Annotated in this window: 28 protein-coding genes and 1 tRNA gene; 9 read left to right on the forward strand and 20 right to left on the reverse strand. The window is 67.9% G+C overall.

Annotated elements, in window-relative coordinates; translation table 11 throughout:
• Positions 1–100: 100 nt before the first annotated feature.
• Positions 101–415, reverse strand: coding sequence for a co-chaperone GroES (gene groES / locus XAN126_RS0114190; RefSeq protein ID WP_024279254.1), 315 nt, complete (start codon positions 413–415; stop codon positions 101–103).
• A gap of 396 nt (positions 416–811) precedes the next feature.
• Between groES and XAN126_RS0114195 the strand changes: the two genes are divergently transcribed.
• The 4 genes from XAN126_RS0114195 to tgt all read left to right on the forward strand — a co-directional run bounded on the left by XAN126_RS0114195 (position 812) and on the right by tgt (position 4,183).
• On the forward strand, positions 812–1,090 hold the full coding sequence (locus XAN126_RS0114195; RefSeq protein ID WP_029877186.1) for an usg protein: 279 nt from the start codon (positions 812–814) through the stop codon (positions 1,088–1,090).
• A gap of 236 nt (positions 1,091–1,326) precedes the next feature.
• On the forward strand, positions 1,327–1,929 hold the full coding sequence (locus tag XAN126_RS0114200) for an exopolysaccharide biosynthesis protein (protein ID WP_024279256.1): 603 nt from the start codon (positions 1,327–1,329) through the stop codon (positions 1,927–1,929).
• A 14-nt stretch (positions 1,930–1,943) separates the two neighbouring features.
• Positions 1,944–3,032: a tRNA preQ1(34) S-adenosylmethionine ribosyltransferase-isomerase QueA gene (queA, locus tag XAN126_RS0114205; protein WP_024279257.1), complete on the forward strand. Its 1,089-nt coding sequence runs from the start codon at positions 1,944–1,946 to the stop codon at positions 3,030–3,032.
• Positions 3,029–4,183: a tRNA guanosine(34) transglycosylase Tgt gene (gene tgt, locus XAN126_RS0114210; protein ID WP_024279258.1), complete on the forward strand. Its 1,155-nt coding sequence runs from the start codon at positions 3,029–3,031 to the stop codon at positions 4,181–4,183. Before queA ends, tgt begins: the two co-directional genes overlap by 4 nt.
• A 191-nt stretch (positions 4,184–4,374) precedes the next feature.
• On the opposite strand, the gene XAN126_RS0114215 is transcribed toward tgt, so the two are convergent.
• The 15 genes from XAN126_RS0114215 to XAN126_RS0114285 all read right to left on the reverse strand — a co-directional run bounded on the left by XAN126_RS0114215 (position 4,375) and on the right by XAN126_RS0114285 (position 17,640).
• Entirely contained in the window at positions 4,375–5,265 is an 891-nt protein-coding gene (locus XAN126_RS0114215) for a phytoene/squalene synthase family protein (RefSeq protein ID WP_024279259.1), read from the reverse strand.
• Between the two features lie 3 nt (positions 5,266–5,268).
• Positions 5,269–5,649: an Mth938-like domain-containing protein gene (locus tag XAN126_RS0114220; protein WP_024279260.1), complete on the reverse strand. Its 381-nt coding sequence runs from the start codon at positions 5,647–5,649 to the stop codon at positions 5,269–5,271.
• A 10-nt stretch (positions 5,650–5,659) separates the two neighbouring features.
• Positions 5,660–6,754, reverse strand: a complete 1,095-nt coding sequence (secF, locus tag XAN126_RS0114225) for a protein translocase subunit SecF (RefSeq protein WP_024279261.1) — start codon at positions 6,752–6,754, stop codon at positions 5,660–5,662.
• Positions 6,755–6,767: 13 nt separating this feature from the next.
• Positions 6,768–8,375, reverse strand: a complete 1,608-nt coding sequence (gene secD / locus XAN126_RS0114230) for a protein translocase subunit SecD (RefSeq protein WP_024279262.1) — start codon at positions 8,373–8,375, stop codon at positions 6,768–6,770.
• 38 nt (positions 8,376–8,413) lie between these two features.
• Positions 8,414–8,764: a preprotein translocase subunit YajC gene (gene yajC / locus XAN126_RS0114235; RefSeq protein WP_024279263.1), complete on the reverse strand. Its 351-nt coding sequence runs from the start codon at positions 8,762–8,764 to the stop codon at positions 8,414–8,416.
• 293 nt (positions 8,765–9,057) lie between these two features.
• Positions 9,058–9,825 (reverse strand): 5'/3'-nucleotidase SurE, encoded by a 768-nt coding sequence (gene surE / locus XAN126_RS0114240; protein ID WP_024279264.1) that lies wholly within the window; start codon positions 9,823–9,825, stop codon positions 9,058–9,060.
• 190 nt (positions 9,826–10,015) lie between these two features.
• Positions 10,016–11,521 (reverse strand): serine--tRNA ligase, encoded by a 1,506-nt coding sequence (serS, locus tag XAN126_RS0114245; protein WP_024279265.1) that lies wholly within the window; start codon positions 11,519–11,521, stop codon positions 10,016–10,018.
• Positions 11,522–11,731: 210 nt separating this feature from the next.
• Positions 11,732–12,541, reverse strand: coding sequence for a twin-arginine translocase subunit TatC (gene tatC, locus XAN126_RS0114250; RefSeq protein WP_024279266.1), 810 nt, complete (start codon positions 12,539–12,541; stop codon positions 11,732–11,734).
• Positions 12,541–13,050: a Sec-independent protein translocase protein TatB gene (gene tatB / locus XAN126_RS0114255; protein WP_024279267.1), complete on the reverse strand. Its 510-nt coding sequence runs from the start codon at positions 13,048–13,050 to the stop codon at positions 12,541–12,543. The genes tatC and tatB overlap by 1 nt, the downstream gene beginning before the upstream one ends.
• 60 nt (positions 13,051–13,110) lie before the next feature.
• Positions 13,111–13,347: a twin-arginine translocase TatA/TatE family subunit gene (locus XAN126_RS0114260; RefSeq protein ID WP_024279268.1), complete on the reverse strand. Its 237-nt coding sequence runs from the start codon at positions 13,345–13,347 to the stop codon at positions 13,111–13,113.
• Between the two features lie 67 nt (positions 13,348–13,414).
• A complete protein-coding gene (locus XAN126_RS0114265; RefSeq protein WP_245272255.1) occupies positions 13,415–14,539 on the reverse strand; it encodes an ABC transporter ATP-binding protein in 1,125 nt (374 codons plus the stop codon).
• The gene (scpB, locus tag XAN126_RS0114270) at positions 14,523–15,266 is read right to left on the reverse strand and encodes an SMC-Scp complex subunit ScpB (protein ID WP_024279270.1); all 744 of its coding nucleotides are present in this window, start codon (positions 15,264–15,266) and stop codon (positions 14,523–14,525) included. The genes XAN126_RS0114265 and scpB overlap by 17 nt, the downstream gene beginning before the upstream one ends.
• A complete protein-coding gene (locus XAN126_RS0114275) occupies positions 15,263–16,087 on the reverse strand; it encodes a ScpA family protein (protein ID WP_029877189.1) in 825 nt (274 codons plus the stop codon). Before XAN126_RS0114275 ends, scpB begins: the two co-directional genes overlap by 4 nt.
• A gap of 48 nt (positions 16,088–16,135) precedes the next feature.
• Positions 16,136–17,149, reverse strand: coding sequence for a beta-N-acetylhexosaminidase (gene nagZ, locus XAN126_RS0114280; RefSeq protein ID WP_024279272.1), 1,014 nt, complete (start codon positions 17,147–17,149; stop codon positions 16,136–16,138).
• Positions 17,146–17,640 carry a DUF6653 family protein gene (locus XAN126_RS0114285; protein ID WP_245272256.1) on the reverse strand — a complete coding sequence of 165 codons (495 nt, stop codon included), beginning with the start codon at positions 17,638–17,640 and terminating at the stop codon, positions 17,146–17,148. The genes nagZ and XAN126_RS0114285 overlap by 4 nt, the downstream gene beginning before the upstream one ends.
• Positions 17,641–17,807: 167 nt before the next feature.
• On the opposite strand from XAN126_RS0114285, the gene XAN126_RS0114290 reads away from it, so the two are divergent.
• From XAN126_RS0114290 to XAN126_RS0114300, 3 genes are all read left to right on the forward strand, one after another.
• Positions 17,808–18,203, forward strand: coding sequence for a YciI family protein (locus XAN126_RS0114290; protein WP_024279274.1), 396 nt, complete (start codon positions 17,808–17,810; stop codon positions 18,201–18,203).
• Positions 18,200–19,453, forward strand: a complete 1,254-nt coding sequence (locus XAN126_RS0114295; RefSeq protein ID WP_024279275.1) for an RNA polymerase sigma factor — start codon at positions 18,200–18,202, stop codon at positions 19,451–19,453. Before XAN126_RS0114290 ends, XAN126_RS0114295 begins: the two co-directional genes overlap by 4 nt.
• Before the next feature lie 83 nt (positions 19,454–19,536).
• The gene (locus tag XAN126_RS0114300; protein ID WP_024279276.1) at positions 19,537–19,974 is read left to right on the forward strand and encodes a VOC family protein; all 438 of its coding nucleotides are present in this window, start codon (positions 19,537–19,539) and stop codon (positions 19,972–19,974) included.
• Positions 19,975–19,998: 24 nt separating this feature from the next.
• Here the strand turns inward: XAN126_RS0114300 and XAN126_RS0114305 are convergent, their stop codons facing one another.
• Positions 19,999–21,900, reverse strand: a complete 1,902-nt coding sequence (locus tag XAN126_RS0114305) for an ABC transporter ATP-binding protein/permease (RefSeq protein ID WP_245272376.1) — start codon at positions 21,898–21,900, stop codon at positions 19,999–20,001.
• A 60-nt stretch (positions 21,901–21,960) separates the two neighbouring features.
• Complete coding sequence (locus tag XAN126_RS0114310; protein WP_081762641.1) at positions 21,961–22,338, reverse strand: metalloregulator ArsR/SmtB family transcription factor; 378 nt, start codon at positions 22,336–22,338, stop codon at positions 21,961–21,963.
• 149 nt (positions 22,339–22,487) lie between these two features.
• Between XAN126_RS0114310 and XAN126_RS0114315 the strand changes: the two genes are divergently transcribed.
• Positions 22,488–23,096, forward strand: coding sequence for a TIGR00730 family Rossman fold protein (locus XAN126_RS0114315; protein ID WP_024279279.1), 609 nt, complete (start codon positions 22,488–22,490; stop codon positions 23,094–23,096).
• Positions 23,097–23,706: 610 nt separating this feature from the next.
• Entirely contained in the window at positions 23,707–24,504 is a 798-nt protein-coding gene (locus tag XAN126_RS0114325; RefSeq protein WP_024279280.1) for a hypothetical protein, read from the forward strand.
• Between the two features lie 155 nt (positions 24,505–24,659).
• On the opposite strand, the gene XAN126_RS0114330 is transcribed toward XAN126_RS0114325, so the two are convergent.
• Positions 24,660–24,736, reverse strand: a tRNA-Arg gene (locus XAN126_RS0114330).
• 73 nt (positions 24,737–24,809) lie between these two features.
• Positions 24,810–25,115, reverse strand: coding sequence for an ETC complex I subunit (locus XAN126_RS0114335; RefSeq protein ID WP_024279281.1), 306 nt, complete (start codon positions 25,113–25,115; stop codon positions 24,810–24,812).
• Positions 25,116–25,177 lie beyond the last annotated feature (62 nt).

Genomic DNA, 25,177 nt, shown 5'->3' on the forward strand with positions numbered 1-25,177 from the left:
GCTCCTTCAGATTGGGACGATTAAACGGGATGGCGAATGCCGCGGGATCGGGCGCCTGGGGCTGCCTCGGCCCTGCGACTGAAAATCAGGCCGCCTGAGTTCAGGCCGCTTTCTTGGCGCCGGCCGCGTTCTCGATGACGCCGAGGATGTCGCTCTCCTTCATGATGAGGAGATCCTGGCCGTCGATCTTCACTTCGGTGCCGGACCACTTGCCGAACAGCACGATGTCGCCAGCCTTGACGTCGAGCGCCACCAGTTCGCCCTTCTCGTTACGGGCGCCGGGACCGACCGCGACGACTTCGCCCTGCTGCGGCTTCTCCTTGGCGGTGTCGGGGATGATGATGCCGCCGGCCGACTTCTGCTCGGCCTCAATGCGCTTGACGACCACGCGGTCGTGCAGGGGACGGAAACCCATAGGGAAACCTCCGGTTCGATGTTGTCCATCGGGGTTGCCTGTTTTGAAGGCGCCGGGAACCCCTCCACCCGGCCCGACCGCGATCTAAGGGCGGGAAATTGGAGCCGCAAGGGGGCGGCTCAAAAAATTTAGCACTCAAGGGAACTGAGTGCCAGCAGCCCGTCTCCCTTCAGTTTGAGCGGAAGACGGGCGGCTCACCAGGCACGCACGGCGCGAGCCCGGGCGCGACCCGGCGCTGTCAGCAGTCCGGATCGAAGGCTGCTAGGGCATTGTTTTTGCAGACGGAAACCATTCTTTAGCCTTGGCCCCGGCAAAGTGTGTAGCCGACAATGAAGTGTCCGGTCCCGTCTTCCCCAGCCCTGTTGGCGGCGGGGCCGCGGATTGGAGGTGTGACCCATGGCTGCCAAGGTGTCGCGTGACTTCGTCCTGCAGATGGAAGGCTACGGCCTCGCCACGGCCGAGATCCTTTATCGCATGCCCGACCACCCCGGCCTGCTCCAGACCTTCCTCTGGCAGGACTACGACCTGTGCCCGCGCTTTCCGGAGCTGAACAAGTTCCTGGAATTCTGGCGACGCGAGATCGCGGGGCCGCTCCATTCCGTGCGCGTCGCCCATTCCGGCCTCATCAAGCCCGCCGAGTTGCGGTCCGTGGACGGAATGTTCCTTTTGAACTGATGTGGAGCAATCTCCCTGCGTCAGGGACTTTCCGTATCAGTCAACGGTCTTTATGGTTTCGATCGGGCGGTGAGGACATGCACGTCCCCGCGGGGGTGGGGCGTGCATGTCCGCTCAATTCCATGTGCGGCGTGATGGGAACAGCGCAGGCCTGACCCAGCGGAATTTTTGCGCCCCAGTGCCCTCCCGCTGCCGTTTTCCGGTTGTAGCTGAAGCGTCCATTCCATGAGGGCGCCTTGGATCACCGCACGCCACGAACCTCCGAACTCCTGGCCGCCGTGCTCGCCGCGCAGGAGGGGGATCAGGTCGCCATCGGCGATCTTGTGAACGCGCTGCGCAATCGCGCCTTCGGCATTCTCTTCCTCATCTTCGGCATACCCAACTGCATCCCCATGCCGCCGGGCATCCCGGTGGTGTGCGGCATCATCCTCGGCCTCATCGGCCTGCAGATGATGCTGGGCCGGCAGGAATTGTGGCTGCCGGCGTGGATCGCCCGCCGCACCTTCTCCCGCGCCATGCTGGAATCGATCGTCATCCGCTCTCGGCCGTGGATCGAGCGGTTCGAGCGCGTCTCCCGCCCCCGCTTCGAAGAGTTCGCCGGCCCCACGGCCCGGCGGATCGTGGGCGCGACCGTGGTGGTGCTGGGCTTCATCCTGTTGCTGCCCATCCCCTTCCTCGGCAATCTGCCACCGGGATTTGCCGTCTGCATCTTCGGCCTCGGCCTCGTGGAGCGGGACGGCCTCGTCATCCTCGCCGGCTTCGGGGCGACGATCCTCGGGCTGATGGTGACAGCGCTGATGAGTTGGGCCATCTACCAGGGCGCCATTGCCATCTTTTGAGACTTCCCCCCTCCATGCGTGTCGACGCCTTCGACTTCCACCTCCCCGAGGAGCGCATCGCCCTGCGCCCCGCCGAGCCGCGCGATACGGCGCGGATGCTCGTCGTCCGCCCCGGCGCCACGCCGGAGCTGGAGGACCGCATCGTGCGCGACCTGCCGGACTTCCTGCGGCCCGGCGATGCGGTGGTGGTGAACGACACCCGCGTCATCCCCGCCGCGCTGGAGGGCGTCCGCTCGCGCGAGGGCGGCTCGGACGTGGCGGTGGAGGCGAACCTCATCAAGCGTCTCGCGCCGGACCGCTGGCGCGCCTTCGCCAAGCCGGGCAAGCGCCTGCGTGTCGGCGACCGCATCCGCTTCGGCGGCGAGGGCGGCGCCTGCCTGCTGGGCACGCTCGATGCGACCGTTGCGGCCAAGGAGGACGACGGCTCCATCGTCCTCACCTTCGATTTCGCCGGAGACGTGCTGGACGAGGCGGTAGCGGCCGTGGGGCACATGCCCATCCCGCCCTATATCGCCGCCCGCCGCCACGAGGATGCGCGGGACAAGGACGACTACCAGACCCTGTTCGCCCGCGTGGCCGGCTCGGTGGCGGCGCCGACCGCGAGCCTGCATTTCACGCCCGATCTCCTCGCCCGCACGGCCGCCGCCGGAGCGGCGCTGCACAAGGTGACGCTGCATGTGGGCGCGGGCACCTTTCTGCCGGTGAAGGCCGATGACACCTCCGGCCACACGATGCACGCCGAGTGGGGAGAGGTAACGCGCGAGACGGCGGACGCCCTCAATGCGGTGAAGGCGAAGGGCGGGCGCATCTTCACCATCGGCTCCACCTCCACCCGGCTGATCGAGAGCGCGGCGGGAGAGGACGGCGCCATCCGGCCCTTCGTGGGGGAGACGGACATCTTCATCACCCCCGGCTACCGTTTCCGCGCGGTGGACGGAATGCTCACCAACTTCCACCTGCCACGCTCGACGCTGGTGATGCTGGTGGCGGCCTTCATCGGCCATGAGGCGCAGAAGCGCGCCTATGCCCATGCGATTGCGGAAAATTACCGCTTCTATTCCTATGGCGATGCGTGCCTGCTTCTGCCACAAGGCGGCGCATGACGTCCGACACGCCTGCCGACACCTTTTCCTTCACCCTCTCCGCCACCGACGGCGCCGCCCGCACCGGCTTCGTCTCGACACCGCGCGGGCGCATCCGCACGCCGGCCTTCATGCCGGTGGGGACAGCCGCGACGGTGAAGGGGCTCTATTTCGACCAGGTGAAGGCGGCAGGCGCCGACATTGTGCTCGGCAACACCTATCACCTCATGCTGCGCCCCGGCGCCGAGCGGGTGGCGAAGCTCGGCGGCCTGCACAAATTCATGCGCTGGGACGGGCCGATCCTCACCGATTCCGGCGGCTTCCAGGTGATGAGCCTGTCCTCGCTCCGCAAGATGAGCGAACAGGGCGTCACCTTCCGCTCCCATGTGGACGGCGCCTATCACGAGATGAGCCCGGAACGCTCGGTGGAGATCCAGGGCCTGCTTGGCGCCGACATCCAGATGCAGCTCGACGAGTGCGTGCGCCTGCCCTGCACCGACGAGGAGGCCGAGCGCGCCATGCGCCTGTCGCTTCGCTGGGCCGAGCGCTCCAAGCGTGCGTTCGAGACGCAGCCCAAGGGCCGCGCGCTCTTCGGCATCGTGCAGGGCGGCGCCGTGCCGGCGCTGCGGGTCGAGTCGGCCCGCGCGCTCGCGGACATGGACTTCCCCGGCTATTCCATCGGCGGCCTTGCGGTGGGCGAGCCGCAGGAGGTCATGCTCGCCATGATCGAGACGGTGGCGCCGCATCTGCCCACCACCAAACCGCGCTATCTCATGGGCGTCGGCACGCCGGACGACCTTCTGGAGAGCGTCGCGCGCGGCATCGACATGTTCGACTGCGTGATGCCCACCCGCTCCGGGCGGCACGCTTTGGCCTTCACCCGCTTCGGCCGCATCAACCTGAAGAATGCCCGCCACGCGGAAGACCCCCGTCCCCTCGACGAGGAGAGCGACTGCCCGGCTTTGCGCGACTATTCCCGCGCCTATCTCCACCACCTCGTGCGCTGCGAGGAAATGCTGGGTGCCATGCTGATCTCGTGGGCCAACATCCACTACTACCAGCAGCTCATGGCCGGCGCCCGCGCCGCCATCGCGGCGGGTCGGTATGGGGACTATGTGGCGGAGACGAAGGAAGGCTGGGCGCGGGGCGACCTGCCGTTGTGGGAAGGCTGAAGGGCGGGCGCGGGACGGCCGGCTCCCTGGGCTCCCCACCCTTCCTTTCCAGAGCCGTCATCGCCCGGCTCGTCCAGACGATCCACGGAATGGCAGGGTCGGCTCTCGGTTGACCGGCAGCCTTCAGGCGGCGGCGTGGATGCCCCGGATGAACCGGGGCATGACAGCGTGAGGGGACGACAAGGCCCCTCTCAGAACCAGATGCGTCCGCGCACGGCCTGCTGGGCGGCCCACCACATGGCGAACTGACGGCGGAAGGGTGAGAGGCCGGCCGGCTGGCGGAACGGGTTGCGCACCTTGGCCAGCGCCTTGAGATCACCAGCCACCAGCGCCAGCGGCAGGAAAGGCGCGGCGATGGAGGTGGCGGCATAGGTCTGCCCCGCCGCATCGCGCGCCGCATCGAGGTGCCGCGCGGCCACCGCGCGCAGGTCGGCGAGCGCCGCCAGCAGGCCGGGCGTGACCGTGCCCGACACGGCCTCCTCCCGCCCGACGCCATGGCGGGCGAGGACATCCAGAGGGATGTAGCATTGCCCGCGCGCGGCATGGATGGGGAAGGCGCGCATCAGGCCGGTCATGGCGATGGCGACCCCGCCGTGCCCCGCAAGGTCGCCGGAGCGGCCCACGTCCGGCAGCAGAATCAAGGCCGAGAGCTGGAGCAGCGCCGAGGCGGTCTCGCCGGCATAGCCTTCCAGATCGTCGACAGTGGGCATGGGATCGTCATACAGGTCGAAGACCCGCGCATCGGCCATGGCGATCAGGCTTTGGCGCGGCAGGCGGAAGCGCGCGATGGTGTCGATGAGCGCGGCGGCAATAGGATGCCCGGCGACATCGCCCCTGCCCTCCCCCTCGATCACCTCCCGCCACCAGGCGAGTCGCACCTCGCCGGGCAGCGCCTCGCGCACCACCTCGCGCACGCGGGCGACATCGAGATTGTAGGCGTAGAGGGCGAGCAGGTGCCTGCGCTTGTCCTGGGGGGCGAACAAAGCGGCGAGGAAGCGGTCGCGATCCTGCGCCTGCACCTGCGCGGCGCAATAGGCATAGGCCTCGTCGAGCGCCTTGTCTCCGAGCGCCGGGTTTTCCATGGCTCAGACCGCGATCAGCGCCGCGCCCACCCGCCGGCCCTCGGCGAGGAGCACGTTGTAGGTGGCGGCGGCGGACGGGGTGGGCATCAGCTCAAACCGGATTCCGGCCTCGCGCAACACCTGCTTCAGCGGTTCCTTCAGATGCGCGGGATCCTTACCCGTGCCGATGAGGAGCAATTCGACAGCCCCGGCATCCGCCACCACGGGCGCGAGCGAAGCGGCATCGATCTCGGCCACGCGCAGCGGCGCCCAGCCGCGGATGCCGGACGGCAGCGCGAGGATGGAGCCGGCATGGGACATGCCGGCGAAGTGGAAGAAGGTGTCGCCATAACCGTCGATGGCGACCTGCCGCGGCAGGAAGGGCGCGCCGTCCGGGGCGGCCACCACCGGCGCCTCAGGCCTTGGCCGGGCGGGCGGGGCCGGCCTTGCCGTTGGGCTTTCCGTTCTTGCCCTTGCCGCCCTTGGCCGACACGCCGGTCGCGGGCGCGACCTCGGGCGGGACTCCGGCGGCGGCGTCCTTCGCCTCCAGCTTCACCAGCTCGTCCAGCTCCTTCACTTCCGGATCAGCCGCGTCCTTGGACGGCAGGCTGACCGTGGAGGCGCGCAGGCCGAGATGGATGAGGATGGGAGCGGCGACGAAGATGGTGGAATAGGTGCCGATCACCACGCCCACCGTCATCGCCAGCGAGAAGCCGCGCAGCACCTCGCCGCCGAAGAAATAGAGCGCGAGGGTGGCGAAGAAGGTGGTGGTGGAGACGATGATAGTTCGCGAGAAGGTCGCGTTCACCGCGATGTCGAGCAGTTCGGGCAGCGGCAGCTTCTTGTAGCGGCGCAGCATCTCGCGGATACGGTCGTACACGACCACCGTGTCGTTGAGCGAATAGCCCATGATGGTGAGGATGGCGGCGATGGACGTCAGGTCGAAATCGATACCGAACGCCGAATAGATCATCAGCGTGACGAAGATATCATGCAGCGTCGTCACGATGGCGCCGACGGCGAACTGCCACTCGAAGCGGAACCAGAGATAGGCGAGCACCGCCACCGCGCCGAGCACCAGCGCGAGGATGGACTGGCGCACCAGCTCGCCGGACACGCTCGGGCCGACCGTCTCGACGCGCCGGACCGTGTAATCGGTGCCGAGCACGCCGTTCACCTTGGCGAGGATGGCCTGCTGGGCCTCGTCCGTGGTGCCGAAGGCGCCGATGCGGATCAGCACGTCCCGCGGCGAGCCGAACTCCTGGATCTGCACGTCGCCCACGTCGAGGTCGGTCAGGTGCTCGCGCAGCGCGCCGATGTCGGCCTGCTGCTGGCTGGTCTGCGCCTCGATGAGCGTACCGCCCTTGAAGTCGATGCCGAGGTTGAAGCCGTGGATGGCGAACAACAGGCACGCAACGATGGACAGCGCCGCGGAGAACGGGAACGTCCAGTGCCGCAGGCGCATGAAGTGGATGTTGGTCTGCGCCGGGATGTAGTCGATCAATGGCATGTGCGGCGCACCTTCAGATGGGCAGCTTCGCCGGCCGCCGCCACTTCACCCAATAGGCGATCATGAGCCGCGTCAGGGTGTAGGCGGTGAACATGGTGGTCAGAAGGCCGAGGATGTAGGTGACGGCAAAGCCGCGCACCGGACCCGACCCGCCCATGAGGAACAGGATGACCGCCGTGGCGAGCGAGGTGATGTTGGCGTCGAGGATGGTGCCCAGCGCGTTCACGAAGCCCTTGTCGATGGCCGAGATGGCCGACCGGCCTTCCCGCGCCTCGTCGCGCATGCGCTCGAAGATGACGACGTTGGAGTCCACCGCCATGCCGATGGTGAGCACGACGCCGGCGATGCCCGGAAGGGTCAGCGTGGCGCCGAGCACCGACTGGAGCGAGAACATCAGGATGATGTGCACGGCCAGAGCGATGAGCGCGAACAGGCCGAACAGACCGTAGACGGCGAGCATGAACACGGTGACGAGGCCGCCGGCCACATAGGCCGCGGTCTTGCCCGCATGGATCGAGTCGGCGCCGAGGCTCGGGCCGACCGTGCGCTCCTCCACCACCTTCAGCGGGGCCGGCAGGGCGCCGGCGCGCAGCAGGATGGCGAGGTCGTTGGCCTGCTGCACGGTGAACGCGCCGGAAATCTGGCCCGCGCCGCCGAGGATGGGCTCGCGGATCACCGGGGCGGAGATCACCTGATTGTCGAGCACGATGGCGAACGGCCGGCCGACCGCTTCCTGCGAGACGGTGGCGAAGCGCTTCGCGCCATTGTTGTTGAAGCGGAAGGAGACGATGGGCTCGCGCGAGTTCTGGTCGAAGCCCGGCTGGGCATCCACCAGATCCTCGCCGGAGACGCGCACCTGCTTTTCCACCAGATAAGGCTGGCCGTCCTGGCCCTTCAGCACTTCCGATTCCGGCGGCGCGCGGCCTTCCAGCGCCTGCTGCGGCGACATGGACTGGTCCACCATGCGGAAGGAGAGCTTGGCGGTCTGGCCGAGCAGGTTCTTCAGCCGCTGCGGATCCTGAAGGCCCGGCACCTGCACCAGGATGCGGTCGAGGCCCTGGCGCTGGATGTTGGGCTCAACCGTGCCGAGCTGGTCGATACGGCGGCGGATGATCTCGATGGACTGGTCCACCGCCGAGCGCATCTTGGCGGAGAGGCCGGCATCGGTCAGCTGCACCGTTACGACACCGTCGGCGCCGGACGAGACGGTCATGTCCATCTCGCCCGAGGAATTGCCGAACAGGGCGTTGGTCACGGGCGCGGCGAGCTTCTTCAGCTCGGTGACGGCCTTCTGCGTGTCGTTGGGGTCACGCAGGCGGAGCGTCACGCCGGTGTCGCGCAGCGCGAGGTTGGAATAGCCGATCTTCTGGTCCCGCAGCACGCGGCGCACCTCGTCGCGCACCTGCTCGGTGCGCTCCTTGCGGAGCGCCGGCCCGTCCACCTCGAGGAGGATGTGCGAGCCGCCCTGCAGGTCGAGGCCCAGCGTGACCCGGCTCGACGCCAGCCACGACGGCAGGTGGTCGAGCATGCCCGGGGAGAGCACGTTGGGCAGCGCGAACAGGAACCCGATGGCGATGGTGATGAGGATCGCCGCGGTCTTGAGACGGGAGAAGTGCAGCATGTCGCGCGCGGTCTTTCAGAAAGCGTGAGGCGGCCGGATCAACCGGCCGAGGCCTCGTCCTTGGCCGGTTCGCCCTTGGCGCGGACGGTGACGATCTGCGAGCGCATCTGCCGGATGCGGACGTTGTCCGCGATCTGCAGCTCGACCTCCTCGCCGCCCTCGATCACCTTGGTCACCTTGCCGACCAGGCCACCGCCGGTGACAACCACGTCGCCGCGGCGCAGGGAGTTGACCATCTCCTGATGCACCTTGGCCCGCTTCTGCTGCGGCCGCAGGATCAGGAAGTACATGACCACGAAGATCAGCAAGAACGGAGCGAGCTGAATGAGCATGTCAGCCCCGCCGCCGGCTCCCGTGGCGCCTTGGGCGAAAGCGGGCGTGATGAACATCTCGATCCTCGTTCGTCTGTGAAGGGAATCCGCATTCCGCCGGGGTCCGGCGAAGCGGCGGGACTATAGCTGCCGCCCCGTCGAATGCAAACGCGGGGCCTGTTGGTTCACGCAGCTGTTGAAAAGGCAGGGCGGGCAGGACCTCCTCGCCTGTCCTCTTGCGAGAGAGGGGCCGGGGGTGAGGGGGCTGGCGCAGCAAGCCAAGCGCCTGAGCAAAGGGAAAAAACCCCTCACCCGTCTCGCGGCCGCGCCGCGATCCTCCCTCTCCCGCAAGGGGAGAGGGAGTTACCGCCCTATTTCCCGTCGAACAGCAGCGCGAGGCGGGTCATCCAGGGCTCGTCGGTCTGGTCGAGGCGCAGCGGCGTGACCGAGATGCGGCCTTCGTCCAGCGCGCGCAGGTCCGTGCCGGGGGAGGTCTCGTAGATGCGGCGCTCGAAGGCGATCCAGTAATAGGGGTTGTTGCGGCCGTCGCGGCGCTCGTCGATGCGCATCAGGCGCTGGTCGCGCTTACCCTGCGCGGTGGCGGCGATGCCGGTGATCTCATCTGGCGCGCGGTCGGGGAAGTTCACGTTCATGACGATGCCGGAGGGAATGCCCTCGTCCAGCAGCATCTGGATGATGCGCGGCGCGTGGGTCTCGGCGGTGACGAAATTCGGATTTTCCCGCGTGCGCATCCCGAAGGCCTGCGACAGCGCGATGGAGGGAATGCCGAGGATCGTCCCCTCGATGGCGCCCGCGACAGTACCGGAATAACTCACGTCTTCCGCGATGTTCTGGCCGCGATTGACGCCGGAGAGCACGAGGTCGGGGGGATTGTCGATGAGAAGATGCCGCACCGCCATAATGACGCAATCGGTGGGCGTGCCCTTCACCGCATAGCGCCGCTCCTCCACCTGCCGCAGCCGCAGCGGATCGGACAGCGAAAGCGAGTGGGCGACGCCCGACTGGTCGAACTCCGGCGCCACCACCCACACGTCGTCCGTGAAGGTGCGCGCGATGGCCGCGCAGCTGTCGAGGCCCGGCGCGTGGATGCCGTCGTCATTGGTGACCAGAATGCGCATGGCGTGTTCCTTTGGCCGGCACCGTCGGCTCTCGCCGTTCCCGGGCCGTCACCCCCCGGCTTGTCCGGGAGATCCACGGTTAGGCCGGGAGCCGATATGCCGAGATCGCTCCGGCGGAGGGGTGGATGCCCCGGACAAGCCGGGGCATGACAACGTCATGGGGCGGAGACGGCCGTGAAGGCCCCTGCCCCTACTTCAGCTTCTCGATCATCTTCAGCCCGCCCATATAGGGCAGCAGCGCGTCCGGCACGGCCACGGAGCCGTTCTCCTGCTGGTACGTCTCCAGCACCGCGACGAGGGCGCGGCCGACCGCCACACCCGAGCCGTTGAGGGTATGGACGTAGCGCGGGCCTTTCCCTTCCGCCGGGCGGTAGCGGGCATTCATGCGCCGGGCCTGGAAATCGCCGCAGACGGAGCAGGAGGAGATTTCCCGATAGGCGTTCTGCCCCGGCAGCCAGACCTCGATGTCGTAGGTCTTCTGCGAGGCGAAGCCCATGTCGCCGGTGCAGAGCGTGACGACGCGATAGGCGAGGTCCAGCTTCTGCAACACAGCCTCGGCGCAGGCGAGCATGCGCTCGTGCTCCTCGGCGGACTTTTCCGGCGTTGTGATGGAGACCAGCTCCACCTTGGTGAACTGATGCTGGCGGATCATCCCCCGCGTATCCCGCCCCGCCGCGCCGGCCTCGGCCCGGAAACAGGGCGTGCAGGCGGTGAGGCGCATGGGAAGCTCTTCCTCGGAGAGGATGGACTCGCGCACGAGGTTCGTCAGCGGGACTTCGGCAGTGGGGATGAGCCAGAGGGAGGCAGAATTGCGCGCAACCTCTCTGGCAATGGACGTGCCCTCTGCAAAAAGCGCCTGCGCTCTCAGTTCCACCTCAGAGTGGGCAGGATCCCCCAAGGTCCGCAGACCATCGCCGGGAAGATTCCGCCAAATGATGTCTCGGACCTGATCTAGCGTGATGTGGTGCCGGGCTAAGCCTTCGTTAAACGCGGCAATATTCAACGCCGAAAACTGATCATCCTCAAACTTCGGCAGCTGCGCTGTCCCGAACATTGCATCATCCCGCACCAAGATCGGCGGGTTGACCTCCATGTACCCGTGCTCGCCCGTATGCACATCGAGAAAGAACTGCCCCAGCGCCCGCTCCAGCCGCGCCAGCGGGCCCTTGTTCACCACGAAGCGCGCGCCGGAGAGCTTGGCGGCGGTTTCGAAATCCATCTGGCCGAGGCCTTCGCCCACCTCGAAATGTTGCTTCGGGGTGAAGCTGTAGGTGCGGGGCGTACCGAAGCTGCTCTTCGGCACATTGTCGTGCTCATCGGCGCCCTGCGGCACCTCGGCGAGGGGGGCGTTGGGGATGGCGGCGAGTTCGCCGTTCAGCTCCGCCTCGATGCTTTTGGCTTCCGCCTCCAGCGCCGGCACGTCTTCCTTCAGCTTCGCCACTTCGGCCATGAGGGCCGAAGCTGTGGCCTCGTCCTTCTTCGCCTTCGCCTGCCCGATCTCCTTGGAGGCGGCGTTGCGGCGGGCGAGCAGGGTTTCGAGCTTGGTCAGCGTCTCGCGGCGCCGGGTGTCGAGGTCGAGGAGCCTGGCGACCAGAGCTTCCGCTGCCGCCTTGGCGTCAGCGGAATTGTTGCCGCGGCGCGCCAGCGCGTCGATGAGGCCGGCCGGTTCCTCGCGGATCCATTTGATGTCGTGCATGGCAAGCTCCGCCGTGGCCTTAGGGGCCATTAAAGGCAGCACTTCGCGCCCTCTCCACCGTCATCCCCCGGCTTGTCCGGGGGATCCACGCATCCGCGTAGACCGACGCCCGGCGGCGCGGTGGATGCCCCGGACAAGCCGGGGCATGACGGCGGTTCAAAGGAGAACCCGCGCGCCCAAGAATTCCAATAATCCGGGAAGGCCCCGCCGTCAGTCCGCTGTTGCGGCGTCGGCTGCGTTGCGCGCCGCTTCCGCTATCAGCCGACGCTTCTCGACGACGCCCACCAGATAGACGGACACCTCGTAGAGAAGCAGCGTCGGCAGGGCAAGGGAGAGCTGGCTGATGACGTCCGGCGGGGTCAGCACCGCGGCGAGCACGAACACGCCGACGATGGCATAGCGCCGCGCCTTCACCAGCATCTCCCGCGTCACCACGCCGATCTGCCCGAGCAGGGTGAGGATGACCGGAAGCTGGAAGCAGATGCCGAAGGCCAGAATCAGCGTCGTGATCAGCGAAAGGTATTCGGAGACCCGCGGCAGCAGGGAAATCTCGGCCTTCCCGTCGCCGCCCACCTGCTGCATGCCGAGGAAGTAGGTCATGGCCAGCGGCATGGCGACGAAATAGACGAAGGCCGCGCCGATGAGGAAGCAGATGGGCGTGGCGACGAGATAGGGCCGGAAGGCCGCCTTCTCGTGCTTGTAGAGCCCCGGCGCCACGAACATGTAGACCTGCGTCGCCACCACCGGGAAGGAGATGAAGGCGGCGCCGAACATGCCGAGCTTGATCTGGGTGAACAAAAACTCCTGAGGCGCCGTGTAGATGAGCTTCACCCCGGTGCCGAAGCCGGAGGCGAATTCATAGGGCCACAACAGGATGTTGTAGATCTGCTTCGCCAGCATGAAGCAGGCGATGAAGGCCACGAGGAACGCCACCAGCGACTTGATGAGGCGCGAACGCAGCTCGATCAGGTGCTCGATGAGCGGGGCCTTGGAGGCGTCGATCTCGTCCTGATCGCTCATCACGCGCTCTTGGTCTCGCCCGCGGCGGGCAGGCTCTCGGGAGCCGGCTCAACGGCTACGGCAGACGGCGCAGCCGGCGCGGGGGGCACGGCGGCCTCCACCGAGCGGCGGATTTCGGCGCGGATGGCGGCCATGGGGTCGGGCAGTTCCACGGGTGGGGGCAGGTCCGGCAATGCCGCCGGGGTCGCGGGGGCCGGCGGGGTCGGATTCGCGCCCTCCACCGTGGAGCGAATCTCCTCGCGGATGGAGCGCAGCGGATCGAACATGTCGGACGTGGCGAGGGTGGAGCGGGCGGTCTCGGTGACGTCGCTGATTTCCTTGCGCATGTCGGCAAGGTCCGCCTCGCGCAGCGCCTCCTGGAACTGCCCCTGGAACTCGCCCGCCATGCGGCGCAGCTTCGTGACGGTGCGTCCCACGGTGCGCAGCACCGTAGGCAGCTCCTTGGGACCGATGACAATCAGCGCGACAATGCCGATCAGCATCAGCTCGGACCAGCCGATATCGAACATGAGCCCGTCTGTCCGGCGGTGGTGCCGCCGCCCTCTTCAAGAGTTAGAGGCAGAGGTCCGTCAGACGGGCTTCTTCTCGGCTTCGGGCGCGCTCGACGTCTGGTGCGGCAGCGGGCGCGGCGCCTCGGGAGCGGCCGGGGGAGCCTTCACCGGCTCGTCGTCGTCGGCCATGCCCTTCTTGAAGGACTTGATGCCCTTCGCCACGTCGCCCATCAGATCGGAGATCTTGCCGCGACCGAACAGGAGGAGCACCACGGCCAGCACCACGATCCAGTGCCAGATGCTCATCGAACCCATCTAACCATCCTCCAAGGATATTCTTTGTGCCCCAGCGGCAGGCCGCAGAGCTATTCGGACGGCGACACTAGGCTCCGCCCGCGGCGAAAACAAGGACTTCACCGGGATCGACCAGAAGCCCCGTCTCGTCGCCCTTCTTCACGTTTCCCGCGTCCCGGAGGCGCAGCACCAGGGGGCGCTCCAGCCCGTCCGCGATCACTTCCACGAGATCAAGCTCGCCCAGAAAGCGCCGCTCAAGCACCCGCCCCGGCACGCCGCGCCCGGCCGGCGCGAGCGCAATGCCCTGCGGCCGGATGGCAACGATGGCCGGTCCCTCGGGCAGCTCCGGCGCCGCGAACCGGCCAATGGGCGTGTCCGCCATGCCGCCGGCGATTCTGGCCTCGATCTCGTTCAGCTCGCAGAAGAATCGCGCCACGCCGAGGTCCGCCGGGTGACGGTAGAGTTCGGCGGGCGCGCCGAGTTGCACCAGTTCGCCCTTGCGCAGCAAGGCGATGCGGTCGGCGAGGCGCATCGCCTCCTCGGGATCATGGGTGACGATGATGACCGTCGCCTTGGCCTCGCGCAGCACCGCGAGCGTCTCCGCCCGCACCTGGTCGCGCAGGCGGCGATCGAGGCCGGAGAAGGGCTCGTCGAGGAGGAGGATGCCCGGACGCGGCGCCATGGCGCGGGCCAGCGCCACGCGCTGCTGCTGCCCACCGGAAAGTTCGTGGGGATAGACCTCGGCGAGATCGGCGAGGTCCACCCGCGCCAGCGCGAGGCGCGCCTCCCGCGCCGCCTCGGCCCGCTTCAGGCCGTTGAGGCCGAACATCACGTTCTCAAGGTTGGTGAGGTGCGGGAACAGGGCATAGTCCTGGAACACCAGCCCCACCCCGCGCCGCTCCGGCGGCACGAAGGCCCCCTGCCCCGCCACCACCTCGCCGTCGATGAGGATTCGGCCGGCATCCGGCTGCTCGATGCCCGCCGCGAGGCGCAGCAGGGAGGTCTTGCCGCAACCCGACTGGCCGAGCAGGCACAAAACCTCCCCGGGTTCCACCGCGAGGCTCACGCCGCGCACGGCGGCGACGTCGCCATAAGCGAGCTCAACGGCCTCGAAGGAGAGGCCCTTGGCGAAGGCGGCAGGGGTGCGGCTGCGGGTCATGCCCAGGGTCTCGATCTCGTCAGCCAGAACCGCCTCCTCACGCGTCGCCATCATCTTCGGGCGCGCTCGCGCCCGGCTCCTCGTCCTCCGGCGGGGGCGAGAGGTGGAAATCCAGCATGTCCGGCTCCAGCGCCTCCTCGTCCTCCCGCAGGCCCGGATCGTCGGACGGCAGCGGAATGGCGAATCCGGCGGGGATGCGCCCGTCGATGAGGCCGGCGCCCTTCAGCTCGTCGAGGCCGGGCAGATCCTGCACCGCATCGAGGCCGAACTGCACGAGAAAGGCGGGCGTGGTGCCATAGGTCACGGGCCGCCCCGGTGCCTTGCGGCGGCCGCGCAGGCGCACCCATCCGGTCTCCAGCAGCACGTCGAGCGTGCCCTTGGAGGTGGAGACGCCGCGAATCTCCTCGATTTCGGCGCGCGTGACCGGCTGGTGGTAGGCGACGATGGCCAGCACTTCGATGGCCGCACGCGAGAGCTTGCGCGCCTCCGGCACCGGCCCGGCAACCACGCGGGCGAGGTCCGGCGCCGTGCGCAGCATCCAGCCGCCTGCCGCCCGCACGATGTTGACGCCGCGCCGGGCGTAATCGGCAGTCAGGGCCTCCATCAGCGCGGCGATGTCGGCGTCGGCGGAGAGGTACGGCTTCATGGCCTTGGCGTCCACCGGCAGCGGCGAGGTGAACAGCAGCGCCTCGATGGCCCTCAGATCGCGCGCGAAGGCATAGGCGCGCTCATCCTCCGGACGCACGTCGAACAGGTCGATGCGCGGGACGGGACGGGTCATCTCTCCTCTCCGGGGGCCGCATCGGGCGCGTCGAACGGCAGCAGCGGCTCCGGCTCCACCGCGGGTCGCGGACGCAGCCACAGGGCGGCGAAGGGGGCATCCTGGCGGATATCCAGCATCCCCTCCCGCACCATCTCCAGGCTGGCCGAGAAGCTCGACGCGAGCGCAGTCGCCCGCTGCTCGGGCGTCGTCATGTAATCTAGCAGGAATTGGTCCAGCCGCATCCATTCGCCCACCACCTCCGCCCCAAGCAGACGCTCCAGCCGGGCGCGGGCCTCGGCGAGCGACCAGACGGTGCGGGTCTTGAGCGTGACGTGGGACAGCGCCTTGGTCTGGCGCTGGCGGGCATAGGCGGAGAGCAGGTCGTAGATGGTGGCCGTGTAGACCGTGTAGAGCGGCTCTTTCGAGGGCGGCGGCAGGGCGCGGGCGAAGGCGTCGCGGCCCATCTGCGGGCGCGCCATCAATTGCGCGGCGGCGCGGCGGATGCGCTCCAGATGCCTCAGGCGCCGGGCGAAGGCGGCGGCCATCTCCTCCGCGCTCGGCCCCTCCTCCTGCGGTGGAGCCGGCAGAAGCAGGCGGGATTTCAGGTAGGCGAGCCACGCTGCCATCACCAGATAGTCGGCAGCCAGCTCCAGCCGGCCGCGCCGGGCCTCCTCGATGAAGGCGAGGTACTGGTCGGCAAGGGCGAGGATGGAAATTCTGGAGAGATCGACCTTCTGCGTCCGCGCCAGCGCGAGGAGCAGGTCGAGCGGCCCCTCGAAGCCGTCCACGTCCACCACGAACGTCTCGTCGGACGTGGCCGGAGCGCGATCGGTGCCGATCTCGAAGGCGTCCGGACCGGACTCGCCTGAGGTCGACCCCGTCACAGGTCAGCCCACCATCTTGAGCTGGGCCGCCACGACGGCACGCAATTCCTTCGCATCCACCGGATCAGGCGTCACCCGGAGGGCCAGCGCCTTGGCGGCACGGGCATAGGCCTCGCCGGTCAGCACGGGCGCGGAGGCGGCCACCTTCTCCATCTCCTCCATCTTGCCGTTGCAGTGGAGGAGCATGTCGCAGCCCGCCGCCAGCGCATCACGGCCACGGGTTTCCATGGTGCCGGCGAGCGCGCCCATGGAGAGATCGTCGCTCATCAGCATCCCGTCGAAGCCGATGGAGCCGCGCACCACCTCGGACAGCACCACCGGCGAGGTGGTGGCGGGACGGTCCGGGTCGATGTCGGCATAGACCACATGGGCGGTCATGCCGAGGGGCAGGTCCGACAAGTCACGGAAGGCGGCGAAGTCCATGCCTTCCAGTTCGCCGCGCGTGGCGGTGACGACGGGCAGCTTCTCGTGGCTGTCCACCGGCGCGCGGCCGTGGCCGGGGATGTGCTTCAGGACGGGCAGCACCCCGCCTTCCATCAGCCCCACCGCCGCCGCCCGCGCCAGCGCCGCCACGGCGATGGGCTCGGTGCCATAGGCGCGATTGCCGATGATGCCGTGGCCATCGGGATGGCGCAGGTCCGCGCAGGGCAGGCAGTCTACGTCGATGCCGAGGGCGTAGAGGTCCGCCGCGATGGCCCGCGAACTGAGCCGCACCGCTTCCAGCGCCGCTGTCGGATCGGAGAGGTACAGGTTGCCAAACGCCTCGGCGGGGGGATCGTCGGTCCAGTGCGGCGGGCGCAGGCGCTGCACGCGGCCGCCTTCCTGGTCGATGAGGACCGGCGCCACCCAGCCCACCGCCTCGCGCAGGTCGGCGACCAGCGCGCGCACCTGGTCGGGGTCCGCCACGTTGCGGGCGAACAGGATGAAGCCCCAAGGCTCCGCATCCCGGAAGAAGCTGCGCTCGGTGGCCGAAAGGTTCGGGCCGGCACAGCCGGCGATGAAGGCGCGCGAGGTCATGTATCCGGCCTATAAGCGGGCATCGGCGCCGTCAAGCGGGCGTCACTGAAGACCCAGACCATCCTGTCCAGCAGCCACAGCTTCGCAAGCATGGCCACCGCGAGGCCGGCGACCGCAAGCGGCAGGTCTAGGAGCACCAGCCCGACGAGCAGGAGGATTGCTCCCGCCGCTCCGAGGAACGTCAACGCCCTGACGACGGGCAGATGATGCGCGAGGGCCGGCTCCCCGCCCCGCACCAGCCAGATTTGTTCCCCCAGGACACCTCGGGACATCCAGTTGTCCGTAGAGGCCGGGGGCGCGAAGATGCGGGGGTTGACCCACGTCCAGATCACGATGGCGCCAACGGGCACCAGCGCCCACCAGCCGATCCACACCCGGCTCCAGGCGGCAGCCGCAAGCAGCGGCAGGATCGCCACCCTCGACCAACCGCTCCAGGGATTCGCGTGGCGGTCCCAAGTGGCAGGGGTCATGCCCATGGCCCGTTCGGCCATTCGAAAGCCAGTCCAGCCCGGCATGGTCGGCAGTCCGTGTTACCCGGAGGCGGACCCTATCATCCCGGACGGGGCTCGGGCGAACCCGAGCGCGCATCTTTTTGCCCCGGCCTGTCGGGGGTGGTCATACTGGCTCGTCCTCGTGACGAACCAAGGGAGCCTTGCCCATGATGTACGCCATCCTCTGCTACCATGAAGAAGACGTCGTCTGCTCCTGGAGCAAGGAAGAGGACGACTCCGTGATGGCGAAGATCGCGGTGGTGCAGGAACGGCTTACCAAAGCCGGCAAGATGGGCGCATCCCTGCGCCTCCTGCCCACGACAGCCGCCACGACCGTGCGCAAGACGCAGGAGCCGCCTCTCGTCATCGACGGGCCATTCGCCGAGACCAAAGAGCAGCTGTTGGGCTTCTATCTTGTCGATGCCGAGGATCTCGACGACGTGCTCGCCATCGTGAAGGACCTCGCCGAAGCCAATCCCGGCGGTACCTATGAGATTCGCCCAACGCGCGCCTACTTTCCCGACCGGCGTGAGGCCGGAACCGGTGAGAAGACCGGCACATGACCACGCCCGCCCTCACCGACCCGGACTGGATCAACGGCACCCTCACCGCCGCCCGGCCGCAGGCGGTGGCGGCGCTGCTGCGCTATTTCCGTGATCTCGACACCGCCGAGGAGGCGTTTCAGGAAGCCTGCCTGCGCGCGCTGCGCACGTGGCCGGTGAACGGCCCGCCGCGCGATCCCGCGGCCTGGCTCATCCTCGTCGGCCGCAATGCCGCCCTGGACGGGGTGCGCAAGCGGGCGAAGCACGACCCGCTGCCTCCGGACGACCAGCTCTCCGACCTCGACGACGCCGAGGCGCCGCTGGCCGAGCGGCTGGACAATTCCCACTATCGCGACGACGTGCTGCGCCTGCTCTTCATCTGCTGCCATCCGGAATTGCCGGCGACGCAGCAGATCGCGCTTGCCCTGCGCATCGTCTCCGGCCTCACGGTGAAGGAGATCGCCCGCGCCTTCCTCGTCAGCGAAGCGGCCATGGAGCAGCGCATCACGCGCGCCAAGGGCCGCATCGCCCGCGCCGACGTGCCGTTCGAGGCCCCCGGCCCGGTGGAGCGCGCCGAGCGGCTGGGGACGGTGGCGGCCATGGTCTATCTCGTCTTCAACGAAGGCTATTCGGCCGGCGGCGAGCCCAGCCGGGCGGGCCTGTGCGACGACGCCATCCGCCTCGGCCGGCTGCTGCTGCGCCTCTTCCCCACCGAGCCGGAGATCATGGGGCTGGTGGCACTCATGCTGCTCCAGCACGCCCGCGCCGCCGCCCGCTTCGATGCGGATGGCCGGGCCATCCTGCTCGACCGGCAGGACCGCACGAGATGGGACCGCGAACGCATCGCCGAAGGGCTGGCGCTCATCGACAAGGCCATGCGCCACCGCCGCCCAGGCGCCTACCAGATCCAGGCGGCGGTCGCGGGCCTTCATGCCCGCGCGGCGACCCCGGAGGAGACCGACTGGGCGCAGATCGACGCGCTCTATGCGGCGCTGGAATTTCTCCAGCCCTCCCCGGTGGTGACGCTCAACCGGGCGGTGGCGGTGAGCAAGGTGAAGGGCGCGGAGGCGGCGCTCGCCATGATCGAGCCCTTGGCGCCGCAGCTCTCCGGCTATTTCCATTTCTTCGGCGCCCGCGGCGCCTTCCTGCTGGAGCTGGGCCGCCATCAGGAGGCGCGCAGCGCCTTCGATAGGGCCATCGCGCTGGCCAACACCCCGGCGGAGGCGGAGCACATCCGCGCGCAGATCGATCTCATCCAGTCACAGGCCTGAGGAAAAATACGGGCAGGCTGTCGGGATCGGCACTGCCCGCCCGTCATCACAACAGGCGCGCTCCGGCGCCGGAGGAGGAACGCATGTCCGACACTGCCGAGACCACCATGCCGTCCATCGATCCCGCCGCCATGCCCCCGGTGAAGGGCGGCGTCACGGCCTATGTCACTGTGGAAGGCGCCATGAAGGCCGCCGATTTCTACCAGAAGGCCCTCGGCGCGGAGCTCGCCTTCGCCATCCCGCCGGACGCGAGCGGGCGCACCATGCACGTCCATCTCTACATCAACGGCTCGTCGGTGATGCTGGCCGACCCCTACCCGGAATATTGCTCCGGCCCCGTGGAGAAGCTCGGCGGCTTCAACCTCTCGCTGCATGTGGGCGACACGGATGCCGCCTTCGCCCGCGCGGTGGAAGCCGGCGCGACGCCGGTGATGCCGCCGGAGGACATGTTCTGGGGCGCCCGCTACGCGCAGGTGCGCGACCCGTTCGGCGTGCTCTGGGCCTTCAACCAGCCGCGCTGAAGCCGGATCGAGGCGCGCGCGAAGTCAGCCGACCGCGCGCACGCGCTCCTCGTCCATTCCCTCCTCGTCGGGGTGGCGGGCGGGCAATGCCTCCAGCGCCTCCTCGGCCTGCGCCCGGGCGAGGGCCGCGGCGGCGTCCTCCGCCTCCCGCTGGCGGTTCCAGAGGGCGGCATAGAGCCCGCCCTTGGCCAGCAGCTCCGCATGGCAGCCGCGCTCGGCCACCTTGCCGTCGGCGAGGACGAGGATTTCGTCCGCGCTCACCACCGTGGACAGGCGATGGGCGATAACCAGCGTGGTGCGCCCCTCGGACACGCGGTCGAGCGCGTCCTGGATTTCCTTCTCCGTGTGGCTGTCCAGCGCCGAGGTCGCCTCGTCCAGCACCAGGATGGGCGGCGCCTTCAGCAATGTACGGGCGATGGCCACGCGCTGTTTCTCGCCGCCGGAAAGCTTCAACCCGCGCTCGCCCACCTCGGTCTTGAAACCCTTGGGCGTGGCGCGGATGAAGCCGTCGATGCGGGCGAGGCGGGCCGCCTCCTCCACCTCGGCCTCCGACGCCGCCGGGCGGCCGTAGCGGATGTTGTAAGCGATGGTGTCATTGAACAGCACCGTATCCTGCGGAACCATGCCGATGGCCGCGCGCAGGCTCTCCTGCGAGACCTCCCGCAGATCCTGCCCGTCGATGGTGATGCGCCCACCGGAGACGTCATAGAAGCGGAACAGCAGGCGCGAGAGCGTGGACTTGCCCGCCCCCGAAGGCCCGACGATGGCCACCGTGCGCCCCGCCGGCACCTCGAAGGAGATGCCCTTCAGGATTTCCCGCCCCTCGTCATAGGAGAAGCGCACGTCCTCGAACCGCACTGTGCCGCCGGAGACCACGAGGTCCGGCGCGCCGGGCCGGTCGGTGACTTCCGGGGCCACCTGCAGCACGGCGAACATGGCCTCGATGTCAACAATGGCCTGCTTGATCTCGCGATAGATGAAGCCGAGGAAATTCAACGGGATGTAGAACTGGATCATCATGGCGTTGACCATGACGAACGAGCCCACCGTCTGCCGCCCGGCGCGGATGTCCAGCACGCACATCACCATCACCGCCGCGAGGCCGATGGAGAAGATGAGCGCCTGTCCGGCGTTCAGCCACGCCAGCGAGGTATAGGTGTTCACCGTCGCCTTCTCGTAGCGCGCCATGGAGCGGTCGTAGCGGGCCGTCTCCCAACGCTCGGCGCCGAAATACTTCACCGTCTCGTAGTTGAGCAGGCTGTCGATGGCCTTGGTGTTGGCATCGGTGTCGCTCTCGTTCATCTCCTTGCGGATGGCGAGGCGCCACTCGCTGGCGACATAGGTGAACAGGGAATAGAGCACCACCGTCGCCGAGACGACCGCCACATACCGCCAGTCGAAGGCGAACAGCAGCACGCCGAGCACCATCACCAGCTCGACGATGGTCGGCGCCAGTTGCAGCGCCAGCATGCGCACGATGGTCTCGATGCCTGAGCGCGCCCGCTCCAGAACGCGGGTCAGCCCGCCCGTCTTGCGCTCCAGATGGAAGCGCAGGGACAAGGCGTGCATGTGCTCGAAGGTCTCCATGGCGAGCCGGCGCACGGCATTGAGCGCCACCTTGGCGAACAGGCCGTCGCGCAACTGGGTGACGCCAGCCATGAGGATGCGCCCGAGCCCGTAGGCCAGCGTCAGCGCCACCGGGGCGCCGATGACGAGAGCCCAGAAGCCGACATCCGGCGTCGCGGTCTTGCCGGCGGCCACCTCGGCGGTCAGGGCGTCGGTCGCCCATTTGAACAGGAAGGGCACCGCCATGGTGGCGCCCTTGGAGGCGAAGAGCAGGACGAAGGTGACGACCACGCGCGCGCGCAGGTCCGCCCGGTCGGCCGGCCACAGATATGGCCACAGGCCGCGCAGGGTGGAGAACATGGCGTCGGAGGAAACGGCGGCCCGCCGGGCTGCGGGCTTCTTGGATTGGGACATGATGGCCTAACTTTGGTCCGGTGCGCCGGGTGCACAGCAACCCGACGGACGGCGGAGCGCCTTGAACAGCGCATCGATCTCTTCAGCCAGCGCATCAAGCGCCGCCGTGTCGAGGCAGTAGCTGGACCGCTGCCCCTCGGTGCGGCCGCGGATCAGCCCGGCATCGAGGAGAACCTTCAGATGTTGCGAGACGGTGGACTGCGCAAGGGGCAGCGCCTTCACGATCTCGCCGCACACGCACCGCTCCTGCCCCGCCAGCGTCTCCAGCATGGCGAGCCGTGCCGGGTGGGCGAGCGCGCGGAGCCTTGCCGCAAGATCGGCCCGCGCCGTGCCTGTCTCGTCAGCAGCGATGGGGTCCGGGGCAGGAAAGGTGGGCGCGTTCATCGTTTATCGACGATAGACGATGAATGACCATCGAACAAGCTCTTTGCCCCCGCCCGCGTCACGCCGCCGTCGCGGGTGCGCACTATTCGCGCTCTATTCGCCCTCGGGCGGCCTGCCCTACCGGCCGCCAAGTTTGGTAAAGTGCGCGCATGGCCAGAATCGACAGCGTCTGTGTGTATTGCGGCTCCGCCACCGGCGGCGATCCGGTGTTTGCCGAAGAGGCCCGGCGTTTCGGGCGCATCCTTGCCGCCGAGGGCGTGCGCCTCGTCTATGGCGGCGGCGGCATCGGGCTGATGGGCGAAGTGGCGAGCGCGGTGGCGCTGGCCGGCGGTACCGTCACCGGCATCATTCCCCGCTTCCTCATGACCCGCGAGCGCGCCTTCGCCCACGAGGCGGAGATGATCGTCGTGGAGGACATGCACGAGCGCAAGCGGCTGATGTTCGAGCGTGCGGATGCCTTCGTGGCCCTGCCCGGTGGTGTCGGCACGCTGGAGGAACTGGTGGAGCAGCTCACCTGGGCCCAGCTCGGCCGGCACAAGAAGCCGATCCTCATTCTCAACACGGCGGGCTTCTGGGATCCGTTCGTGACGCTGGTGGATCACATGCGCGGCGCCGGCTTCATCCGCTCGGACACGCCGGTGGAGATGCTCACCGCTGACCGCGCCGAGGACATCCTCCCCCGCCTGCGCGCCGCTGCCGAGAAGGTGCCCGAGCGCGCGCTTCACGCGACAGACGGCACCATCGCCGGCCGCATGTAAGCTCCCGTCGGTCCCGCTGCGCGGTCAGCCGTTGGGCTGGTCCAGCGCGGCGATGGCGACCATGACCACGGAGCCGATCAGCATGATTGCGACGACGGTCTGCATCTCCTGAGCCCTTGCTGCACTGCGGCAGAACGAGCGTAACCCCAGAAGAATAATTGTTGCATTGCACAACGCGCAGGCCACGGATGTGCCACACGCAAGGCAGCGGTAGCATGGGCGGCGAACCCGGCCGCCGCGGCGGCTCGGCCTCGTTCACAGCTTCCGACCGCCGCGCGCGCCCGCGCCGCGCCGTCCTTGAAGAGGTCAGGCAAGAGGCTGTCGCCCAGGGGTATCGGGGCGCCGCTGTTAGGCTTGAGCAACAAGCCGGAATTGTGTGGCTCAACACCGTCGATGTTCAGCTTGAAAATCGGCGCCTGGACCAGTGTTGGCGCGAAACGGATCGCTGAGCGTCTTGATCCGCAGCAAGGGATCGACGACGGTATTGTTGTAAAAGTGGACCGACCATCGGGAACGAGGGGTCTATAAACCTGCCAAGAGTATTCAGGTCTGCTACGAATGCCCCTGTGGAAGTCGCGGGCTCCCTAACGGCCAGCCGAAAGGACCGATCATGAAGCGAATTCACGGCGTGTTGCCTGGCGTCTTCGCCGCTGCAGCGCTGGCCGCTGCGATCGCCTGTCCCCCCACGGCACAGGCGCAATCCAAACCGATGGTCAATTTGACCGACCCCTGCCCGATCAAGGCTGAGAACTGGCGCGGCCGGGCCTTTTACGAAATTCTGTTCATGTTCCGCCAGCCCGACGGTGGCGGGATCGGCAACTATTTTAACTCGCTCGGCAACGCGCTTCCCGAGCCCAACGACGCGATGGACGTGCGCTTCCGCGCTCTGGATGCTGAGACCCTCAGGAAGGATTACGGGGGCGACGGGGTCTTCTTCAATGGCCCGCGGCGTCTGGTGGCGAACACCGTAACCGGGATGTCCTGGGAAGGTTGCAAGCAGAGAGTGATCGCCGGGATCCCCTTGAACCTGGACGGCGTGTTCGAAGTCCCGAGCTTGGAAAAGTTCGTTTCCGGATCCATGCCGCCCTACAGGCCGATGGTCTCGAAACGGACCAGCTCCATGATCTTCAATGCGGGCGAAACGGTGTACGAGCTGATCACGCCCGAGGGCGCCGTCTACACCATGTTCAGTCTGTCCCTGAAGATCGACCCCAAGAACACCATCGAAAACCTGCCCACCCTGGGCGAGCGACTGACCTTGCCGACCGGATGGCAGTTCAGATCACGCAAGCTGGACAACGAGATGGTTCTAACGGCCACCGCCGATTCCAACCCACCCAATACCGTCGTTCTCGACCAGCTTGAGGGCAACTACCAGTACAACGCCGGCGCCAGCGCCAAAAATTAGCCTGTTCGCCACCCGGCGATGGCGGCCGGCCAGGATCCGCCAGCGGTATTCCGCCGTTCATCACGCTCCGGCTGCGATCTGCTCGCGGGCGCAGCCGCAGGCCTGTCGCGCGGTCGCAAGCGCGCGAACCGGAAGGATGGAAGAGAATCGGGACGTGGCGACCCCGGCAGGGCTCGAACCTGCGACCTAGTGCTTAGAAGGCACTTGCTCTATCCAGCTGAGCTACGGGGCCCCGATCCGCCTTTTACGGCGGGCGGCCGCACAGCGGAAGCGCCTTTCCCGGTAGGGATCGAGACGCTGCCGGCTCAGTGGGTCCACTGGCCGGTGCGATTGAAGGCGAAATTGTCGGAATAGGCCATGCGGCGGCGCCCGGCCTCATGCGGCTCGTACACGCGGTACGGGATGCCCCGCTTCTCGCAATAGGCCACCGCTTCTTCCTTCGTCTCGAAGGACAGGTGGATCTGGCTGCGCATGTCGGCCGAAGAGGTGTAGCCCATCAGGGGCTCCACGCGGCGCGCATGCTCCGGCTCGTAATCGAGCACCCAGTGCTTGGTCTTCGCCACGCCGGACTGCATGGCGTTGCGCGACGGCTTGTAGATGCGAGCGACCATGGTTCGAACCCGTCAGAATGCCGGACAGCCCCTGCCGGGCAGCCCGTTTCGTCTATAGTGAA

It is taken from the genome of Xanthobacter sp. 126 (genome assembly GCF_000526175.1).
Classification (GTDB): Bacteria; Pseudomonadota; Alphaproteobacteria; order Rhizobiales; family Xanthobacteraceae; genus Xanthobacter; species Xanthobacter aminoxidans.

Bases quoted from the DNA above. Each gene is read 5' to 3' on its own strand.
- groES (WP_024279254.1), bottom strand. From the start codon at position 415: ATGGGTTTCCGTCCCCTGCACGACCGCGTGGTCGTCAAGCGCATTGAG.
- XAN126_RS0114195 (WP_029877186.1), top strand. From the start codon at position 812: ATGGCTGCCAAGGTGTCGCGTGACTTCGTCCTGCAGATGGAAGGCTAC.
- queA (WP_024279257.1), top strand. From the start codon at position 1,944: ATGCGTGTCGACGCCTTCGACTTCCACCTCCCCGAGGAGCGCATCGCC.
- tgt (WP_024279258.1), top strand. From the start codon at position 3,029: ATGACGTCCGACACGCCTGCCGACACCTTTTCCTTCACCCTCTCCGCC.
- XAN126_RS0114215 (WP_024279259.1), bottom strand. From the start codon at position 5,265: ATGGAAAACCCGGCGCTCGGAGACAAGGCGCTCGACGAGGCCTATGCC.
- secF (WP_024279261.1), bottom strand. From the start codon at position 6,754: ATGCCATTGATCGACTACATCCCGGCGCAGACCAACATCCACTTCATG.
- secD (WP_024279262.1), bottom strand. From the start codon at position 8,375: ATGCTGCACTTCTCCCGTCTCAAGACCGCGGCGATCCTCATCACCATC.
- yajC (WP_024279263.1), bottom strand. From the start codon at position 8,764: ATGTTCATCACGCCCGCTTTCGCCCAAGGCGCCACGGGAGCCGGCGGC.
- surE (WP_024279264.1), bottom strand. From the start codon at position 9,825: ATGCGCATTCTGGTCACCAATGACGACGGCATCCACGCGCCGGGCCTC.
- serS (WP_024279265.1), bottom strand. From the start codon at position 11,521: ATGCACGACATCAAATGGATCCGCGAGGAACCGGCCGGCCTCATCGAC.
- tatC (WP_024279266.1), bottom strand. From the start codon at position 12,541: ATGAGCGATCAGGACGAGATCGACGCCTCCAAGGCCCCGCTCATCGAG.
- tatB (WP_024279267.1), bottom strand. From the start codon at position 13,050: ATGTTCGATATCGGCTGGTCCGAGCTGATGCTGATCGGCATTGTCGCG.
- XAN126_RS0114260 (WP_024279268.1), bottom strand. From the start codon at position 13,347: ATGGGTTCGATGAGCATCTGGCACTGGATCGTGGTGCTGGCCGTGGTG.
- XAN126_RS0114265 (WP_245272255.1), bottom strand. From the start codon at position 14,539: ATGATGGCGACGCGTGAGGAGGCGGTTCTGGCTGACGAGATCGAGACC.
- scpB (WP_024279270.1), bottom strand. From the start codon at position 15,266: ATGACCCGTCCCGTCCCGCGCATCGACCTGTTCGACGTGCGTCCGGAG.
- nagZ (WP_024279272.1), bottom strand. From the start codon at position 17,149: ATGACCTCGCGCGCCTTCATCGCCGGCTGTGCCGGCCCGAACCTTTCG.
- XAN126_RS0114285 (WP_245272256.1), bottom strand. From the start codon at position 17,640: ATGGCCGAACGGGCCATGGGCATGACCCCTGCCACTTGGGACCGCCAC.
- XAN126_RS0114290 (WP_024279274.1), top strand. From the start codon at position 17,808: ATGATGTACGCCATCCTCTGCTACCATGAAGAAGACGTCGTCTGCTCC.
- XAN126_RS0114295 (WP_024279275.1), top strand. From the start codon at position 18,200: ATGACCACGCCCGCCCTCACCGACCCGGACTGGATCAACGGCACCCTC.
- XAN126_RS0114300 (WP_024279276.1), top strand. From the start codon at position 19,537: ATGTCCGACACTGCCGAGACCACCATGCCGTCCATCGATCCCGCCGCC.
- XAN126_RS0114305 (WP_245272376.1), bottom strand. From the start codon at position 21,900: ATGTTCTCCACCCTGCGCGGCCTGTGGCCATATCTGTGGCCGGCCGAC.
- XAN126_RS0114310 (WP_081762641.1), bottom strand. From the start codon at position 22,338: ATGAACGCGCCCACCTTTCCTGCCCCGGACCCCATCGCTGCTGACGAG.
- XAN126_RS0114315 (WP_024279279.1), top strand. From the start codon at position 22,488: ATGGCCAGAATCGACAGCGTCTGTGTGTATTGCGGCTCCGCCACCGGC.
- XAN126_RS0114325 (WP_024279280.1), top strand. From the start codon at position 23,707: ATGAAGCGAATTCACGGCGTGTTGCCTGGCGTCTTCGCCGCTGCAGCG.
- XAN126_RS0114335 (WP_024279281.1), bottom strand. From the start codon at position 25,115: ATGGTCGCTCGCATCTACAAGCCGTCGCGCAACGCCATGCAGTCCGGC.